Source organism: Pseudomonas sp. P9_2, assembly GCF_034008255.1.
Lineage (GTDB): Bacteria > Pseudomonadota > Gammaproteobacteria > Pseudomonadales > Pseudomonadaceae > Aquipseudomonas > Aquipseudomonas synxantha_A.
This window is the reverse complement of the sequence record NZ_CP125376.1, coordinates 354836-374262: the sequence shown is the minus strand read 5'-3', so window position 1 is coordinate 374262 and position 19427 is coordinate 354836. Positions and strand designations below refer to the sequence as shown.

The following is a 19427-nucleotide window of genomic DNA, read 5'->3' as shown; positions in this document are numbered from 1 at the left end:
GATTAGGCTTGCGCAGGGGAGCACCTGGCAGTAACTGTCTATCGACACTGGGTGTCGGGCAGTCTGTAGCGTCGATGGCTCTATCACACCGAGAAACCCTGTCATGACCTCGACCGAACCCAGCCCCGCTTCCCTGCGCCAACCCCATATTGACCAGATCCAGACCCTGTTCCGCGATCCGCCGTCACTGCTCACTGTGGCGCAAGAGGCTGCCCAAGCCTATCTGGACCAGCATTTTGCGCCGCAGCAGTGGATGGCCGGCTTGATCCATATCGCCACACCTACCGCTGACAGCTCCGCTGCATTGCCGTCCTACACTTACCAGCCTTTGCCCGAATTAGTGGTGCAGCGCTTGGCCAGTGCCAGGCCGACATTGCTGGTCGAGCAGTATCAGGTTGTGGTCCGTCGGGTTCGCGAGGTGTTTGCGCCGAGTGGGCCGACCCTGGCTGAGCTGGAGAAATTGATCAATGAGTGCGGCGCCGTGCTTCTGAAGTCTTTTTCCAATCGTTTGCAAACATGGTGGCGTGAGCTTCTTCCGATAAACAGGGGCCGTTGGGGCTATCTGTCCGACCACCTGTTGGCGTTGCTCTACGACTCACCGATCCCCCCTGGCATGGACGAAAAACGTTTCGCTGCGCTGTTCCCCAAGGCCTTGTTACGCCCGGTGCGGCCGACCGCTGCATGGAGCCTGCATGGCGGCCCGTTGCAGGTGCGCACCGTACACCTGCAGGGGGGTGATCAAACGCAGATGTTGCCGCTGCTGGTCTTGAGTCATGCCTCGACCACCTTATTGTTCAGCCCGGCTAGCGGTATCCACGCGCTCGATAGTCTGGACGACATCGGCGCTCTGTTGCCGGCTTACACGAGCCCAGTGTTGACGGGAGTGGCTGAGCAGTGGTTCGTCCTGGAGTCTCAAGGCGACCCGTTCGATGCCTTGGCGTCGAGTTATCTGGCACGCCAACTGTTGGAGATTGATAGCATCCAGCGCACGGTGCGGCGTACGCCGCAGGCGTGCCAAGCGTTGCTCGATTACATCATTGATCCCAGGCGTTGGTTTATCTGTGAACTGAGCGCGCCCCAGCAGCGTTTGCGCCAGGTCATGCCGGGGTGGCTGACCCAGGCGAGCCCTGAGGACAGCATTGCCTACGCCCAGTTGTTGCAGCAGTGGGTGTTGGCCCAGCATGAAAGCGGGGCAGCGGATTTTCTTGAGGGTATCGAGTCGATTACCCAGTACGCTGACCGCCAGTTACAGCAGTGCTTGAGGAGGCAACCTGGTGCGAAGAGCCTGCAGCCGGGTGACGTTTCGCTGACCTTTGATCGAGTGATCGCGGCAGCCGTGCCGGTGCCTGGCGGGTTCATTGCCGGGGAAGTGGACCCTGTCACGGTGACGCTGACCGAGCTGGCCCTGGAAAACCTTGCCGGCTTCCCGCACACCGCCAAGCGCATCACGCTCAACGACACAGAGGCACCGACCTGGCTGACGTACGACCTGATCAAGCGCTGTGTGGACGAGGCGGATGTGGGACAAACCTATCCTGCCCTGCTGAAAAAAACACTGATCGACGACACGGCTGGGGCCGCCCGTCGTCGGCAACAGTTCAGCCGGCAACTGCGGGTGCAACTGCCTATGTTGGCCCTGGAATCGAAGATCAAGGGCGAGCACGGTGTGACCCGCAGCGGTTTTCAGCGGGTACTCGCAGCCTTGCAGGCGAGTGCCGCCGAACGCAAGGTCGGTGGGCAGGCGGTCGCGTTGTGGACGTTGGCGTTCAAGGCGTCGGCGCAGGCCGCAGCAGATGTGGTCGCCAACATGTTCATTATCGGGCCGCAACAGGGGCAAGTCGGCCCGCACCTGTTGTACCGGCCACTGTTCAGCCCGATGCTGCTGGAATATGAATCGCTGGAGGCTCTGTTTACGGCGATCAAGACCCCAGGTGCCCTGCAGGACAATGTGTTGACCTGGCTTGCGCCTGCGCGCCAGGCGATCTATGCCAACAATGGCTTTCATGAGCCGCATATTCGCCGCGTTCTACCGGGCGATGAGTTCAGCGTGTATGAGGCGCCGGCACCGGCACAACTGAGCAAACAGGTGGTCACCACCGACCCGACGGAGCAGGTGTTCAACGCCACGACCCAGGCACTGGTAGCCCTGGCAGACCGCCAGTCGGTGTCGAATGCCGAGCAGCGTTGGGCCAACTTGAAGCAGGTCGGTTGGCTGCTACTGGGCACTGTGCTGCCGTTGCTCAATGGGCCGTTGATGCTGGGGGGCTGGCTGGCTCAGTTAGTCGACAGCGCGCAGCGCGATATCCAAGGGCTGCAGAGTCACGACGGGCAAGCGAGGAGTGCAGTCCTCACCGACATGCTGGTGAACCTGATGGCGATTGTGGCTCATCAGGCCGCGCCCCAGGATGCCCAACAGCATTTGGCGCTGGAGCACCCGGTGTTTGCACCTTTGGCGGGTGTCGAACCCGTGCAACGGGCTGTGCCGCTCAAGCCTGTTGCCCCGCCGGCGACGTTCTACACGCCCACCCGCTGGGCCAATGCCCGCGACGTGCTGACGCCGCAACAGCGGGCGTTGATCCAGCCGTTGCGCCTGAAGACCTTCCCGACGCCCTGGCCGGTTGCCCTGGACAACGCCGAGCCCAGTGGTGCTACCCAGGGATTGTTGCGTGATACCTCCCATGTGCCTGTGCAATGGCAGGCGTTGGTTCGAGGGGCGCTGTACCGGGTGCAAATCAATCAAGGCGTGGTCCGGGTGGTTAGCGCTGATGGCGCCACCCTTGGACCTTGGCTCAGGCACCTGGGCCAGGGGCGGTGGGACTTTGACTTGAGACTGCGGTTGGCGGGCGGCAATGCCGACGAGGTGATTGAGCAAGCCCGGCACGCGCAGCCGGCCATCCTCTCAGCACTTGAGGCTGACTATAGAAATGCCCAGGCGGACTGCGCCAGGGCGAACACCGCGATGCACCTGGCACGCACGTTGGCGACCCGGCCCGCCGGGCAAATCACTGACCCGCAACGTACCCAGGCATGGGAGCGCTATGGTCGGGAAATGAGCAGCAAGTTCCAGCATGTACAGCGGGAGTTGCAGCTACTCAAGCGCCTACGGGAATTGGGCCCTCGCCCTGGCTATGAAGTAGAGCTTTGCCGAGTGTTGGAGTCAGTGATTCTGACCGCGCAGTTATTGGATACAGAGTCTCGACGACACGTAGTGGACTGCAATGCCAGGCTCAGGCCGCTGTTGGACCGGCTGAGTGAGGAAACCCCGGAAGAAGCCGAATCGGATATCAACCGCCAGGATCATGCCAAGCTGGGCACCGTCATGCGTGAGTTGGCGGCTGTGCAAGAAAAGGGCATCCGCTGGCGAACCCTGGAGGTCGGGTATCTGGATGAGTTGAGCCGTGTTCCTCGACTAGGTCGGGACAAGGCCCAAGCGCTGACGCTAGCCGGGCGCCCTTTGATACAGGATCTGCAAGTCTTGCAACTGACGACCTTGTGGGGAATTTCCATCGATGTTGCGGGACCTGAGCTCAGCGACGATTTCTTCGACGCTGTCAACGAAGCCGTCAAGCGTGCACGCCGTGCCACTCGCTCTCTGGCGGACTTACAACTGCTGCAAACAACGCCGGCAGAACGCATTGAACTGCTGAAGAATATTGACCAAGTCTATGCGCAAGTCGACGATCAGATTGAATTCTGGCGTGCCATGGAGCCGGAAAAATTCGACTTGGAGTACCTGCAAAAACTGCAGGAGCTGCTTGCCAGCCTGCACCAACAGGTCGAAAGAGAACTGGCGAGCCTCTTGCAACCTGAACCCCAGGCAGAACGGCCGACTGCACCCGCATCAGTGTCCCAAGGCACCCGGCGTAAAAAAATTATCCGTACTCGTAATCACGATATGTATGTGGCGCAGATCAATGAAGCCACGTCATTGGCGCCCGTCACCGCAGAGTTGCATGAGGCTGGCGGCGAGCTCATCGGCACGTTTACCGAGGGCCAGGACGGGATTTGGGAGCCGGTGACGCCGACGCCAAAGCCTGATGCGCAGCTTGGTAGCTTGCTGAAAAAGGGTCAGGCACTGCTGGATGATGAGCGTAGAGCGATCCAGCAGGTGGAGGTGCTGATTGAGCGGGTCAACGATCCGTCTTCCCTGGAGGACTTGCTCGAGGCGCAGGCCAAGACTCGCCGCTGGACCGCCGAGGCGATTGACCGCAGGCGTCAGGGTATGGAAGCCGTTCGACTGGTGGCTGTGCAGCAAGCCAAGGCACTGGCGATGGCGCGCGATCTACGCCTGGCTGACGCCCGACTGAAGGCTGCCGGGTTGGCGGCACGGATTAAAGCGACCCGGCTGCGACCCACCACTCAGGACCACGTCGATTTTCTCAAGCGCCACAATGAAGTGCTCATCTACCGCAAGGGGCAGCGTGTACTGCTCAAGGACACGGTTGATGATTATCTGCAGGTGTATGCGGTCGTTGACGCGAGGAAGACCGGCCGGGTTTTGTGCTACGCACACTTCCACTACAAAAGGGCCCAGGGGCCGGAAGATCATTATGAGGGCGATCCCCACCTCAAGAGCCCCGAGCAGGAGCGCCTGGGACGCCAGGCCCAGGCCCGGGTCGAGGCCGAGGCGTTCACACGTATGCGCAGTGGCCAGACCGGGCGTGTGCGCCAGACCCTGGAAATTGACCGGGCAAAGATCACGCGGCCTTTTGCCCGACGCCTGTTTTTCAGTGTTGACTAGCCACGGGCTGGCACAGCGTGTGGCTGCCTGGCTTTAGGTACGGCAGCAGAATGGGCGCCATGCCTTTGAGCACCTGCACGGGCAGCGCCGAGGTGAACTTGAAGTTTTGTGCCGAGCTGCCCGGGACGAAGGCGGTGAGCGTGCCGAAGTGCCGGTCGCCGATATAGAACACAAAGGTGGCGGTGCGGTTGATCGCCTTGGAACTGAGTACCCGGCCGCCGGCGCCGATGGCTTCGATACGGTTGTCACCGGTGCCGGTCTTGCCGCCCATGGCCAGCGGTGTGCCGTCGTCCAGCTTGAAACTGCCAGCCACGCGTTTGGCCGTACCGGCATCCACCACTTGGGACAAGGCCCCGCGCAGTGCTCGCGCCACTTCGAGCGGCATCACCCGTTTGCCTTCGGCGGGGTCGTTGATCACCTGGGTTTCATACGGTGTATCAGCGGCAAAGTGCAGGCTGTCGATACGCACCACCCGCGCACGTACGCCATCGTTGAGGATGATCCCCATCAATTCCGCGAGTGCCGCCGGGCGATCGCCGGAGCTGCCGATAGCTGTGGCCAGCGAGGGCACCAGATGGTCGAATGGATAGCCCACCGCCTGCCAGCGCTGATGAATATCGAGGAAGGCTTGGACCTCGAGCATGGTGCGGATGCGACTGTCACGGGCGCTCTGATGGCGGCTCTTGAACAGCCAGCTGTAGACTTCCTGGCGCTCGAATTGGCTGGCTTTGACCACCTCACTGAAGGTTGCCTCGGGATGATTGAGCAGGTAGCCCATCAGCCACAGGTCCAGAGGGTGCACCTTGGCGATATAGCCCTGGTCGGGCAGGTCATAGTTGCCGGGGCCGTAAGCTTTGTAGAGATTTTGCAGGCGCTCGTCGGTGAGTTTCTCACCGGTTTTGATGCCGTTCAGGTGCGCACGCACGAACAGGTCGAAGCTCCCCTGGCTGGCGTTGGGCAACAAGTAACGGTGCACGGCGGCCAGGCGGATCGGCGTGGGGCGCAGGCCGTCGAGAAAGGTGTCGAGGCGGGCCTGGGTGTCTTTCTTCTGGTACTTCTTCCAGAACTTGCGCAGGAACGTCGTGCCCTCGCGGTCGGCGAAGTCGGCCAGGTATTCCTGGCGGCGCGGGTCACTGTCGTCCTTGAGCAACTCGGCGCTGTTGTTGGCGCCCGAATAGGTGCTGAAACGCACCAGGTCACGCATCAGGCGAATGAACGGCAGGTTGATCGACTCGCGCAATGCATCGCGCAAGGTCGGGTTGCGGCCGTTGTCCTCGTTACGGAAATTGTGGAAGTGGTGCAGGCCGCCACCGGTGAAAAAACCTTCGTTGGGGCTGGCCGAATAAGTGCGGTCGAGGGCGGCGTCGAGCATGTTGGCCAAGGATTTATCCGGTGTCTGGATCAAGTAGTCGACGGCCCAGCGGCTGATGCGATCCTGTTCGGCGATGTCGACTTTCTTCAGTGCGGCGGGTGCTTGTGCGGCGTACTTGTCGTGCAGCTCGGTGATGATTTGCAGGTAGGTGGTCAGCACTCGCAGCTTGGCCGTGGAGCCTAGCTCGAGTTTGCTGCCTTCGTTGATATCGAAGGGCTGGTCGGTGTTGTCGGTTTGTACACGTACCCGTGAGCCGTCCGGTGTCAGCTCGAACAGGGTGAAGCTGTAACGCACCTGGGATGTGCTGGCGGGCGTCAGCAGGCGTTCGCCGAGCAGGCCCGTTTTACCGGCGAAGGTCGGGTCGGCCAGTTGCTTGAGGTAGTCGGTGACCTGGGTTTGCAGCTCGCCGTGCAAGGTGCTGGTGGCGGAAAGGTCCAGGCGGTCAAGGTCGTACAGCGGTCGGTTGAGCAGCGCGGCGAGGCGGCTGCGGGCGACGCTGATACCCTTGTTGGTGTCGATGGGCTGGACGGTCGGCTGTTGCTGCCAGTCGCGGTAGGTGACTCGCGCTGCCAGCGCGGCCTGGAGCAGTTTTGGGTCGATGACGTCGTTCTGCGCGAGCAGGCGCAGGTGGCTGTCGGTGAGTCGTGCCAGTTCGTCGTGTCCCTTGGCCAGGTAATGGGAAGGACGGCGCTGGGCGATCATCAGCGACAATACCTGGCGTAACGCGAGGCCACGCGCGGCGCGGCTGGCTGGCGTCGATGCCGTATCGAGCAGGGCTCGATTGACCTGGGCGAAGTCGGCGCCGTACCACACCCGCAAACCTTCGGCCATGCCATGGACTTCGCCGTGTCCAGGCACGGCGGACAAAGGCACGCTGTTGAGGTAATCGCGCACGACGTTTTGCCGGGCGGGAAGGGTGTCCGGGCCATTTTGGTAAGCCCGCACGCTGGCCGAGAGCATCTGGCGGATTTTTTCGCTGCCCGACAGGGTCAGGCCGTCGGGCGAATGGCGATACTTTTCCAGTTGGGTCGCCAGGGTGCTGCCGCCCGCAGTTTGTCCCGGTAAGTGCAATTGACGGGCGAGTTGTGACCACGCAGCCTTGGCAAAGCGCGGCCAATCCACCGCCGGGTTGGCCTGTGCGGGTTCAGCGGCGAGCAACTCGCGGTTTTCAATGAATAGGAGGCTGTTGACCATCAGCGACGGTATGTCATCGAAACGCGCATACAACTGGGTAGGGTAGTTGAACTGATACAGCGGTGCGGCGCGGCAATCGGTGATGGTCAACCCGGCCTGGATTTTCTCGGCGTAGGGAATGAACAGGCCATGTTGGCTGTAATCCATCAGTGCCTCGGAAAAGCGCACCTGGGACTGGATCAGGTAGTTGCGCTTGAGCAGGCGAGGCAGGAATTCGCCGAGGGCGCTGTAGCCCAGGCGCTGGTCAAACGGCCCGGCGCCGGGATACACGATGGCATCGCTGGCGCCTGGAGCCAAGCTGTAGGTCAATTTGGCGGCCCACTGGCTGAACTCGCGAGCCTGCCAACGGGCAGTGTGGATCTCCCGGTTGGCGGCAAAACCCAGGGCGATCAAGGCCATTAACAGGATCAGCCAACCCAGGCGCCGCCAGGGCCTGGTTTTTTTGGGCAAAGGTGCTGGGGGCGGGCTGTCGTTGTCGAGTTCAGCCTTGACGGGACCGGTTTGCCACAGAGCGCCCATAGTCGATTGATCCCTGCTTGCAGATTGATCGGACTTGTCTGAAGCGTAGACGCTGATTGCCGGTGCCATGAGGTTTGTTGCAAGCCTGGCCCCGTTCCAGTAACGCCTGCGTAACACCAGGCCGCTGTGGCCCGCCCAGGCCCATGCGCCGCTTCTTGTTCAGCGAATGTGTACTGTGAGGGCTCAGCCGGTGGTTGCTTCGGCTCTTTTCTCCTGTACCACGTATGAGACATTAATGTCTTCGTGTGCATGAATGACTATCGGATTGCTACTGGAGTAGTTCAGAACGTTATTGTGCAGGTACAGAGGATGCCTTCTGCGGGGAAGGGAACCGCAGGTCAGGCGCGGTCTCTTCAGATGGGAGTGTTGTGGATGGGGGCGGTCGATCTGGTAGTAGCCTGCGTCAGTCATACGAAGCTCTCCGCCTACTCCGGGCATTACTATGTAGTCGGCACAGTCATTGTCCATGAGTATCCCTCCATGGATAACAACGACGAGACTCTCTTCGTTGTTGCGTTTATCCAGCCAGAAAATATGTTTTCTATAGGTGGGGGGAACCCACGCGTTTTCAGGTCGATTAGGTGTCCCAGGTGAATTAACGCATGGGGTTATGGGGGGCTCGATGGTGGGCGTGGAGTCAAGCGCTGCCACGACGGCAGTGACTATTTCAGAGATAACGGATTGGGTAATGTCCATGATGTTGCCTTTTCAGTTCGGTTGTTGAACGACTAGGCGATTTAACGACTTCTGCCTCTGCTGACTCCGGTAATTAATTACGCCTGCGCCCGACACGGTCAGGCCATCGGGAGAGTGGCGGTATTTTTCAAGTTGCGTGGCCAGGGTGCTGCCGTCGGCACTCTGGCCTGGCAGGTGCAGCAACTTGGCCACTTGTGACCACGCGACCTTGGCTGAGCGCGGCCAGTCTACAGCGGGGTTGGCCTCGGGCCGGTTGGGAAAAAATGTGTTCATGGCAGCGGATATTTAATGCTGGTCTCCAGTATGTTCAGCCAGGTCGAGTCATTGGCCGGTGCCCAGCGACGGCTCACGCCATCATGGAAAAACACCAGCTTGTCCTCCAGGTACCAGACTCTCATTTTTATGTTCAGTTGCCGCATATAGTCCTGCGCCTCACACGTAATGGACGCCCAGGGGTCGCAGATATACAGGTTCGCCCAGTCGGTGCCCTGGAAATCCAGGGTCTGGGTCAAGCCCGCAGGGGCCGTACCCACCACCACAAAGGTATGGCCCCGGCAGCGCCACACATGAGCGACGCCGCCATTGGTTCGGATCATTTCACACGCCACATGGGCCATTTGGTCACAATTGCCGGCACCGGTCTTGAGAATGACCTCGGTGTAGTTCGGGTGACCGATCTGGCTGTACTCCCACAACACAACGGGTTCAGCTTCTTGCAGTCGCAGGATTTCATCCGGGGTCGCCCCGACGACGTTGTTGGATCTCAGGCCGGTTCTATCCACCACTGCCTGGGTGCTGGCGTTGGCTTGCTCTGCGAAGTATTTATTGGACGGGCCACCCGTGGCGGGTCTGGGTGGCCAGATGTCCAGCTGCACCGGCCGCGAGACCACATTGATATCCAGGCGCCTTCCCTCGTCCGAGGCGTTAAGCAGCAGTTCCCGCTGCTTGATGACCCTCAGGGTGCTGGCCTTTTTGCGGATATTTTCGATTTTTTTCGGCAAAAATCCGCGCTTGCTCAACTGTCGGTACAGGACTTCGAGGGTCGGCAGTGTCACCAGCGGTTGGTCGGGAATCATCCCGCCGGCTTTTAAGAACTGCATTTTGATATCGCAATAGGCCCTGATCAGGGCTGTATCGTCCCCGCCTTGGCTGAAGTTCAATTGGTGGAATTGCAAGGTGTCGGCACCGCTGGGCGTTGCGTCTGCCCGGTAAAAAGCACCCACATCGGCCTCGGCCACCCAGTAAGGCGTTGTCGTGTTGGGGAGGGTGATCTCCAGCGCCCGGAGGGTTCTGCGGTCATTGATGAAGTTCACCAGCCCGTCGATTTCCACCACTTGGGTTTTACGGGTGAGCAGGTTGTCCAGGTCGTCTTCGGGCAAGCCGAACTGCGGCTCGTTGTCTACGCGCCTGCCGCTGACCTGCGGTTGGTAGATCAATGCTGAGGGTTGGGGGTGAGGGGTCAGCTCGAAGCTGTCGTAGTACGGGGTGACATCATGCACGTTTCGGTAATAGACCAACTGGCGTTTGTTGCCATCGATCATCGGTGCTGGCTGGATGCGAATATGGTCGAGCGCCTGGACTCGACGTTTATGAATCGAATCCTTAAAGGCGTACAGCCTTTTGGTAAAACAGATGAGGGGCACTCCCGGGCTGCGCTTTGCTCTGTCGACGGGGCAGACCGTGTCGAAGTGGTCGGTAAGCTTGGTATGGGGCGCTGAGGTGAGTTCGTCCAGCTGGCTGGGGTGTTTATGGGACAAACGCCAGACGCGGCCTTGGTCCAACAAGTCGGTCGCGTCGGCGCGTTGAATGAGCAAGGGCGTTGTGTCGAAAAAGGGTTCTACAACGAGCGCCTTGAAGCCGTCGGCGAAGCTGACCGGGGTGACGGCCATCGTCGTGTCCAGTTGCAAACCTTCCAGCGCGGGACCGTACGGCCTTGCACTGAAGGGGTCAAAGGCATGCCAGGCGTTGGCGCGCCTGATCGCCAACAGAGGCGTCAGCCCCTCAGGGTGTATCAGAACGCCAGGCCTGACGTCGGCGCGGTTGATCAGCCGGCCATAATCAATCGTTGTCCCATGGGCCAGCCGTTGTTGCGCATGACGCAGTGCGCCCGCCAGCGCCCGCTGGCCTGAGTGGTTTAACCTGGCCAGGCCATGGGCCGTCAAGCGCACCAACGATGGCACCGCCTCCAGTGGGTTGAGCAATTCATTGACAAAGGTGGCACTGAGTTTGGCCAGTTGCAGCAGTTTCAAGTAGGTCGGTGCGGGTTTGATCAGGCGGCTCCAGCCGCTGGTAATAAAGCCTTTGGTCGGCATGATCAAGCCAAGCATGTCGAAGAAACAGGCGAGGGTGCCATCGAGCACACGCTTGATTTCCCCTGACGCGAGGTCGTGGCCGCAGGACCAGAAGGGTATGAAGCCCAGCAGCGCCTCTAACAACTGCTCGCTGTTTTTTTTTCGCTCTTCAAGGGTGGTCAAGCCTTTGGCCTGGGCCACCCAGATATCGACATCGATGAAAAAGTGGTGCTTGACGATAGTGCTCGCCAACGTGAGGTTTCTTGGCGAGTCGAACACCAGCGGACGGGCCGTGGCCGCAAGCCCCGCGAAATGCCAGAGGCGATCCACGATAACGGTGCAATACCTGCCAGGTGTGGGTGGGTGGCCTTTGAAGTAGGCGTCCTCATCAATGGCCAGACGACTGCCCTCATGCAAATACGCGATCGGTCGTGTGCTGTGGGGGGAGCCGGTGGTGACTTTGAGTGGGCGGCCTCCCAGTTCCAGGATGGCGGGAAGGCGGGTGTTTTGTTGCACTTGATTGAGCAGGGGAAACAGTTCGTAGTCATGGAAGCTGTTGCCTGCCGTACAACGCAGGATGAAGCCGAACCGGCCGGTACGGGCCATTTTTTCTCCGGGCCTTTCGTCGATCTGCGGTTTGCTGGCGGCTTGCCTCACCACGAGCAGTTGTACCTCCCCCTCGTGTAAGCACTTGCGGTCGGCCAGGGGTAACTGCGACAGCAGGTAACTGATCGCTCGGATATAGGCCTCTTTGAGTCGTTGGGTGTAAGCACCTGCGGCCTCGCTGAACAGCGCGTTGACATCGCGCAATTGGCCAAAGTTTTTTTTCAGCAGGGAGAGGTCGAGTTTGGAGTCGGTTGAGCGCCATTTGTCGTCAATGGGCTGCAGGTGGCCACCCATATGCAGATCCACCAACGACTGAAGCTTTACGCCCGTGGTCGGTCTGTAGGAGGGGAGCCGAGAGGGGCCTTGCCCTTCTTGCAGGCATTTTTTCTTCAGCCCGCGGTGGGTGGGGAAGACGCGCTTAAGGTCCATCAAGGCCAGGCTGCGGCGTGTGATGAGCTTGCTGCGCATGGATTCGGCTGCTTCGTGCAAGGTCTTGATACGGGCTTTCAGGCGTTCTTTGACGGCGTCGATTTCATCGATTCGATAAGTCTGCACAGGTTGCAGTTCGCCGTGGACGGTTGCCCAGTCGATCAGCGTGGCGGTGGCGTAATGCTCGCGCCACAAACGTTCCTGGTCCGTCGCCGGCTCCTGGGTGGCAAGGGCGATGATGTCGCTGAACGCCAGCTGTCGTGTTGACCCACAGGCGAGCTCTTCTGCCAGCATCACGCCTTGTTTGAACAGCATCCAGGCGTGGGAGGTCATGAAGTACAGCGAGTCAGGGATGCCTTGCACCAGAAATTCCGGTGCGACACCGGCCAGCAACAGGTGTGCGGCCAACGCTGTGGTTTGAGGCGTAGCAACAGCGGCCTCAATCAGGTGCAGCTCAAGTGAGCGGCGCAGGTTTGCATAAGGATGCCCATGGTAATCGCTGTGGTTCAGGTTCAGGCCGGCGAGGGTGTATCGCGCTTGTGCGGCCTGCGGGTCGAGACTGAGGATCAGCGCGGCAAGAACCAATGCGTTTCGACTGGCGTTGCTGGTCGTTTCACCGGGGGCGTGTCCAAACCAGCCCACGGCGCCGAGCAACGAGTCGGCTAGCTTCTGCGCACGGGGAGCGGCAAGCAGTTGTTGCAGTTGTTCATCCGGTGGCCCGGGCGGCAGGTCGGCGGCCAGCAGGTTGAACAAACCGGAGCTGGGTTGTGGGACAAACGTGGCGCTGATGTGGATCACCTTAGCGCGTTGTTCGGCTGAAAGGGTCAGCGCACCCGGTAGTGGCATACCCAGGGCTTCCCAGTAATTGCCTAGCTGGGGGCTAGCGAGCCGGGTGGTTTCGAGGCGTTGTCGATACTGCCGCAAGGCGACGTCGGAATGCGCCAGATCACTCACGGGCGGCACCGGCACCGGTTCGCTGCGCTGCAGTTGTTCCATCAGCTTCCAGGCCGCCTCGCGATTATCGGGCAACGGCAGGTCGTGCAAGCTGAGCAACTGTGCGAGGCTGAATTGGCCGTCCTGATGGACGAACAGGTTCATGGCCGCAGCGCAGGCTTGCAAGCGTTCAAGGCGATCGCCCAGCGGCAGCTGCGACAGTTGTTCATGGCTGATGTCTACCCGTTGACCCCAAGGGCCGACGCCTTTGATCGAGTGTTGCTGGTGGTCAAATTCGTACAGGCCGGGGGTCAGTGCATCGGGGCGAGTCAAGGCGAGAAACTGCGGATGCTCAGTGATTTCCCCGAGTAACGTTGCGGCGGTCTGCATGGTCACGGCCCAGAACGAGCCACCAGCCAGCGGGAAACGGCAGTGGTACACACTCAACAGGTTGAATGTGTGTTCGTTCAGGTCATCTTCGATGATCTGTGCATGCAGTGCATTGGCTGCCGCGCGCAGATCCTGATTCAGTCGCTCGAACGCGTCCGCGAGCGCAGATTCGGTCCTGCCCAGTGCGTCAATCAGCACGCCGCGTTGGGCAAGCGTGGTCGGTTGGGGGTAGCCATGGAACCGTAGTACCTGACGGGCGCTCAGCAGCAGGTTATCGGCAGGATAAGGCAGGCCGACCGCATCAGGGTCGATGATCCGGGCGATGGCCAGTATGGGCGGCGCGAGTTGCCGCCAACCGCTGGCACCTTCAAGGGTGAATGCTGTGCCGTTGGCAAGCAGTGCCCCGTTACGCACGCTCACGTCAATCGGCTTGAAGCCCTGCTGTTCGGCCCACGTGAGGAAAGACGGGCGCTCAAGCGCTTGGCGATACAGCAGCAGCCAGCGGCCGAGGGAGCAATGGAGCGGCACCATGAGTGAAGTCGATGGGGGGTGCGGGCCGGCCTTGAGGTGCTCGATCAAGGTGTTCAACATTTGCTGGTTGCCATCCTGGCGCAGCGATGGGTTGGGAGGATTGTGCGGGGGTGGGAAGTCTGTCATTTGGAAATGTCTCGTTGGTGATCACCGCCGCTATGCAGGGGGCGCGGTCTTTAATGCTGACTGTCGTGCAAGTTCTGCGCGCGTGTTGCCCGCTAACCCTGCATAAAGGCTGGGTGGAGTTATGTCAGTGCGTATTTAATGCTGGTGTTCAACAAGTTCAGCCAGGCGGCGTCATTGGCTGGCCCCCAGCGATATTGAACCCCGTCATTGAATAACACCGAGAGCTTGTTCTTGTTCCAAGCTTCCATGGTGGCGATGAGTTTGCTCATGTATTTGTTTGCCGGGCAGACAATCGAAGTCCAGGGGTCACAAATCCATAAGCCCGCCCATTGCGCTTGGCTGAAGTCGGCTGTTTGGTGCAGACCTACCGGCGGTGTCCCCACTAGCACGAATGCATGGGCGGGTGGGTTCGTCCCCCACAATTGCGCGGTACCGCCGTTGCTACGAATCTGCTCGCGGGCGACATGGGCCAACTGGTCGCAATTGCCGGCTCCGGTCTTGAGAATGACTTCGGTGTAGTTGGGATGGCCAATCTTGCTGTATTCCCACATCACCACGGGCTCGGCTGTCTGCGCGCGAAGGGCTTCGCTTCGGGTGACGCCCTTGATGTTGGCCGAGCCGATACCGGTTGTTTCAACGCGTGCATGGGTGCTGGCATAGGCCTGCTCGGCCAGGTAGCGGTTGATCTGATCGGTGCTGGGCTGGGTGATGGGGTTGGGCGCCCAGGTATCAAGCGTGATCGGTTCGGCGACGACGTTAATGTTCAGGCGTCGTCCTTCAGAGGAGGTGTTCAGCAAAAACTCGCGTTGTTTGAGTTTTTTAAGCGCGTTGGTCCTGGTGCGGATGAGTGCAACCTTTTCGGCGGAAAAACCGCGCTGGAACAACTGTCGGTATAGCGTTTCCAGGGTCGGCAGGGTCACCAGCGGTTGGTCGACGATAAATCCCCCTGAGTGCAGGTATTGGTTCTTCAGGTCACCGTAGGCGTTGATCAGTGCGCTCTCGTCGCCGCCCCGGCTGTAATTGAGCAAGTCAAACTGTAGGTCGCCAGAGCCTGGCGCGACGGTGGTCGTCTTGTAAAAAACCCCCACGTCGGCTTCGACCACCAGGTGTTTGCCAACCGTCACGCTGGGGGGAGACAGGTCAACGATCAGCGCCCGCAGGGTGCGGTTGTCATCGATGCCATCAACAATGCCTTTGAGTTTCACGACACTGCTTTGGGTACTCAACTGGATGTCCAGTTGAGCGTTGGGCAGGCCGAATTCGGGCTCGTTGATGAACGTGCCGTGGGTCTGTGGCCTGTACTGCAGGGGAGGGTGCGCAGGTAACGGTGTAAGCCTGAATCCGATGCCATGAGGGTTTACCTCATGGACACAGCGGTTGATCACCAGCTTGCGTTTGCCCACAAGTTGCAGCGGGGCGGGTATCAGTCGGATATGTTCCAGCGCCTGGACTCGGCGCTTCTGGATCGAGCGTTGGTGCGGATAGAGTTTTTTGGTGAAGCAGATGAGGGGAATCGGGCTGCGTTTTTGCCTGCCGGGCGTGCATACGGAATCGAGCTCGTCGGTGAGGTTGAAAAAGGTGGGTGAGTTCAACTCGTCCAGATGACTGGGGGTGTTATGGCTCAGGCGCCATACGCGGTCCTGGTCCAGCAGGTCAGTGGCATTGGCCCGTTGCATGATCAAAGGCGGCGTTTCGAAAAGTGGTTGCGCCACCAGCGCCTTGTAGCCGTCCGCCGTGCTGACGGGGGTGACTGCAATGGCGTTGGCGAGGCGCAAGTTCTGTATTTGAGGCCCATAAGGTCGCGCGCTGAAGTTGTCGAAGGCATACCAGGCGAGCGGGCGTTTAATCACCAGCAGGTCAGTCAAACCATCAGTGTGCGTCACGGTTGCCGGCCCTGCATCGGCCCTGTCTATCAGCCGGGTGTAGGGGGTGGCGGTTCCAGGCACGCTTTGCTGCCGGGCATTGCGCAGTGCTGTGTTCAATGCCTGTTGGCCTGATTGATTCAGCTGTATCAGGCCATATCCGGTAAGGCGCACCAGGGACGGCGCCAGGTCGAGAGGGTTGAGGGTGTCGTTCAGGTAGCGGGCACTGAGTTTGGCCACTTGCAGGAGTTTTACGTAGGCCGGGGCGGTGTTTCTCAGGCGGTTTACGCCGCCGACCAGCAAGCCTTTGGTTGGGAGGAACAAGCCAATTGCATCGAAGGCACACCCCCAGGCCCCCTCTACCTGGCGATTGATTTCGCCAGAGGTCAGGTCGTGGGCGCAGGACCAGAAAGGTATGAAACCTAAAAGCACCTTGAAGAGGTTCTCGGCGTTTTGTGTTCTCTTCTCAAGGGTGGTCGACTCCCGGGCTTGTACCAGCAAGGCATCGATATCGAGGAAGAAATGTTGTTCGACGATGGTGTTCGCCAGGCTGCGGCATCTGGGCGAGTCGAAAGTCAACGGTGAATCGAGTGTCGGCGCGGCCTCGAAGTGCCATAGTTGATCCAGCACCACGGTTGAATGCTGATCGGGCCTCGGTGGTCGACCTGTCAAGTAGGCTTGTTCGTCAATGGGTAACCGGCTGCCCAAGTACATGACTGTGGTCGGTTGGATGCTACGGGGATTGCCGGTGGTCACTGTCATGGACACACCGCCAAGTACCAGGCCAGATGGAATACGATCGTTTTTGCACACAAGGTTCAGTAATGGAAACAGCTCATAGTAATGAACATTGCCGTTTACCTTGCAGCTCAGGATAAAACCGAGCCTGCCTGTGCGGGCCATCCGTTCGCTCAGCGCCTCCAGGTGAGGTGGTTTTTTCGCTGGTTGCCGCATCACCAACAGTTGCACGTCGCCTTTTTGCAGTTTCAAACGATCGGCCAGTGGCAGCTGTGACAGCAGGTATTGAATGACACAGGTGTAGGCTTGCTTGAGTGCCTTTACCCGAGTCTCGCAAACCGTCTGGAACAGCATGTTGATATCCGCCAGTTTGGCGAAGTGCTCTTTCATGTTCGCCAGGTCGATGCCTGGGCGTGTTGAATGCCACTGTGCTGCAAAGGGCTGCAAGTGACCACTCATGTGCAGCTCCACCAATGATTGCGGGTTTATACCCGGCAGGAGGTGTGGGGGAGGGACTTGGGTGGGGCTGGCTTTCCAATGCAGGCATTTGCGCGTGAGGAATCGGTTTTTGGGGAACGCTTTTTCAAGGTCCTTGCGTGCAAGACTTCGGCGGGTGGTGAGCGGGGTGGCGAAGAGTGTCGAGGCTTTGCGCAATGCCTCGATACGCGTGTCCAGGTTTTTTTTGACGACATCGATCTCATCCACGCTATAGGCATGATCGGCGGGCGCGGCTTGCAGTTCGCCCTGGGCAACCGCCCAGTCGATCAGGCTGCCGGTCGCGTAATGTGTGCGCCATTCTTGTTGCCTACGGTTGCCCGACTCTTGCATGGCCAGGGTCATGACGTCATTGAACGTCAGGTGTCTGGATGAGCCACAGGCGAGCGCTTCTGCCAGCATCACGCCGTGCTTGAAGAGCATCCAGGCGTGAGAACTCATGAAATACAGCGAGTCAGGAATCTCCTGGACCAGGAACTCAGGCGCGATACCGGCTAGCAACAGATGCGCGGCCAACGCGGCGGTGGCGGAGGTCGCGACGCCACTGTCGATCAGGTGCAATTCGATGATGGTACGTAATGGCGAGTAGTACCGCCCCCAGTAATCGCTGTGATTGAGGTTCAGGCCGGCCACCCTATAGCGTGTTTCACCGGCGTGTGGATCGAGGTTAAGGATCAATGCGGCCAATATCAGGGCGTCACGGCTTGCTTGATTGGTCGTCTCATCGGTTGCGTGGCCATACCACTGCACAGCGCTGATCAACAGATCCGCCAGCCTTTGCACCGCTGGGCGGGCGAGTAATTTGTGCAGCAGTTCATCGGCTTCGGCCGGGAGGGTGTGATCCGCCAGCAGGTCGGCGGCCAACAGGTCGATTAAACCTGTATTGGGGCTGGGTAAAAAATCACGGGTGACACGAATGACCTTGGCGCGTTGCTCGGCTGACAGGGTTAGTGTGTCCGGTTGAGGCATGCCCAGGGCAGCCCAATAGTTTCCCAGTCTGGGGGAGGCGGGTTGGGTGGTTTCCAGGCTGTACAGGTTTTTTTGCAGCGCCTTCTGTTTTATCGGCATGTCGAGTTTATAGCGCTGCAGCCCTTTTTTAAGGTCTGTCTGCTTTTGCGGTGTCGAGGGCGTAAGGGCGGGGTGAGGGAGCGGGGTGTCGGTCAGCATCACTAGGGGGGCGGCATGCGCGGGGCTGGGTGTTTTGTTCACGAGCATGTTGCTCACCGCTGCCGCCAGGGTGTCGCGATCATGGGCAATGGCGAGCCGTTGGCGGTGATCCATCAAGGCGACATCGGCATTGGCCAGGTCACCGCTGGGAGGAATAAGTAGGGGGTCACTGCGGCGCAGTCGTGCAACCAGGTCCCAGGCAGCCTCGCGGGTGCCAGGCAGTTCGAGGCCGTGGAGTCTGAGCAATTGCGCCTGGCTTATCTTGGTGTCGACATGGATGTTCAGGTCCAGGCGTCGGGCAACGACCATCAGGCTTTCAAGCGGTTCGCCCGCCGACAGCGGCGCCAGTAGCTCACGGCCGATGTTGACAGGCACGCCATCGGCCTTTACGCCTCTGATCGTCTGTATGCGGGGGTCAAAATCATATTCGTCAGGTAGCAGGTCACGGGTTTGGTCCAATGCCTCAAACCCCGGGTGCTCGATGATGCCCTTGAGTAACGTCGCCGCGCTTTTCAGGGTTTTGGCGCAAAACGATTGCGACGTTAACTGCAATCGCGCCCGGTCCAGCATGTGTGGGCTGAACGCGGTTTCGTCCAGATCCGCGGCGATGATGCTGGCCATCAGTTGTTCAGCCAAAGCGCGCAGGTCTTGGTTCGATTGCTCGAACGCGGTTGTAAGGCTGGGCGAACCGGCGCTGCCGCAAAACGAATACAGGCGACTCATTTCTTCGATCACCATCTCACGCTGTATGCGGTTTTGCGGTTGTGGGTAGCCGTAGAACCTCAAGACCTGCCGGGCGCTCAGTTGCAGGGGTGGGTTTTGATCCTTGGGCGGCGGGCAGGGCAGGCCGATGGCGTCTGGATCGATGACGTGGGCGATATGCAAAATCGGTGGTGTAAAACGCCGCCAACCGCTGTCGTCGCTCAGTGTGACGCTCGGCGTGGTCGCATTTTTAGCGTACAGCGCTCCGTTGCGCAGGGTCATGCCGGTGAGGCGCATTGAGCGACGTTGGGCCCAGACAAGTAATTGCGGACGGTTGAGCGCCTCGCGAAAGAGTTGCAGCCAGCAGTCCAGGGAGCAATGTGGGGTAATGACCAGAAGAGTGGCCGGGGCGTTCGAGCGGATTTTCAAGTGTTCGATCAATGTTTGGAGCATTTGCCTGTCACTGCTCTGGCGTTGCGTCTTGCCTTGGTCGAGGGTGGTCTGAGTAATGGGGGAGGGGCTGTCGTTGGTGGTCAAGTCAGTCATCCGTGAAATCTCGTTGAAGGTACTGGCCGAGCGTGCCTTTTACGGAGGCAGGCTGCAGCGGGACCGTTCTCGTTTCTTTCTGGTGGGTG

5 protein-coding genes are annotated in these 19427 nt (G+C 59.8%); 1 reads left to right on the top strand and 4 read right to left on the bottom strand.

Features of this window, described 5'->3' with window-relative positions; genetic code table 11:
* Window positions 1-103: 103 nt before the first annotated feature.
* Window positions 104-4741, top strand: a complete 4638-nt coding sequence (locus QMK52_RS01665; RefSeq protein WP_320403749.1) for a hypothetical protein — start codon at window positions 104-106, stop codon at window positions 4739-4741.
* On the opposite strand, the gene QMK52_RS01660 is transcribed toward QMK52_RS01665, so the two are convergent.
* The 4 genes from QMK52_RS01660 to QMK52_RS01650 form a co-directional block, all read right to left on the bottom strand.
* Entirely contained in the window at window positions 4728-7826 is a 3099-nt protein-coding gene (locus tag QMK52_RS01660; protein ID WP_320403748.1) for a transglycosylase domain-containing protein, read from the bottom strand. The genes QMK52_RS01665 and QMK52_RS01660 overlap by 14 nt on opposite strands.
* 183 nt (window positions 7827-8009) lie before the next feature.
* Window positions 8010-8522 (bottom strand): ecotin family protein, encoded by a 513-nt coding sequence (locus QMK52_RS27295; protein WP_413817829.1) that lies wholly within the window; start codon window positions 8520-8522, stop codon window positions 8010-8012.
* Between the two features lie 269 nt (window positions 8523-8791).
* On the bottom strand, window positions 8792-13828 hold the full coding sequence (locus QMK52_RS01655) for a hypothetical protein (RefSeq protein WP_320403747.1): 5037 nt from the start codon (window positions 13826-13828) through the stop codon (window positions 8792-8794).
* A gap of 119 nt (window positions 13829-13947) precedes the next feature.
* On the bottom strand, window positions 13948-19338 hold the full coding sequence (locus QMK52_RS01650; RefSeq protein ID WP_320403746.1) for a hypothetical protein: 5391 nt from the start codon (window positions 19336-19338) through the stop codon (window positions 13948-13950).
* Between the last annotated feature and the right edge of the window lie 89 nt (window positions 19339-19427).

Coding starts and splice junctions, on each gene's coding strand:
- QMK52_RS01665 (WP_320403749.1), top strand. CDS start 104: ATGACCTCGACCGAACCCAGCCCCGCTTCCCTGCGCCAACCCCATATT.
- QMK52_RS01655 (WP_320403747.1), bottom strand. CDS start 13,828: ATGACAGACTTCCCACCCCCGCACAATCCTCCCAACCCATCGCTGCGC.
- QMK52_RS27295 (WP_413817829.1), bottom strand. CDS start 8,522: ATGGACATTACCCAATCCGTTATCTCTGAAATAGTCACTGCCGTCGTG.
- QMK52_RS01660 (WP_320403748.1), bottom strand. CDS start 7,826: ATGGGCGCTCTGTGGCAAACCGGTCCCGTCAAGGCTGAACTCGACAAC.
- QMK52_RS01650 (WP_320403746.1), bottom strand. CDS start 19,338: ATGACTGACTTGACCACCAACGACAGCCCCTCCCCCATTACTCAGACC.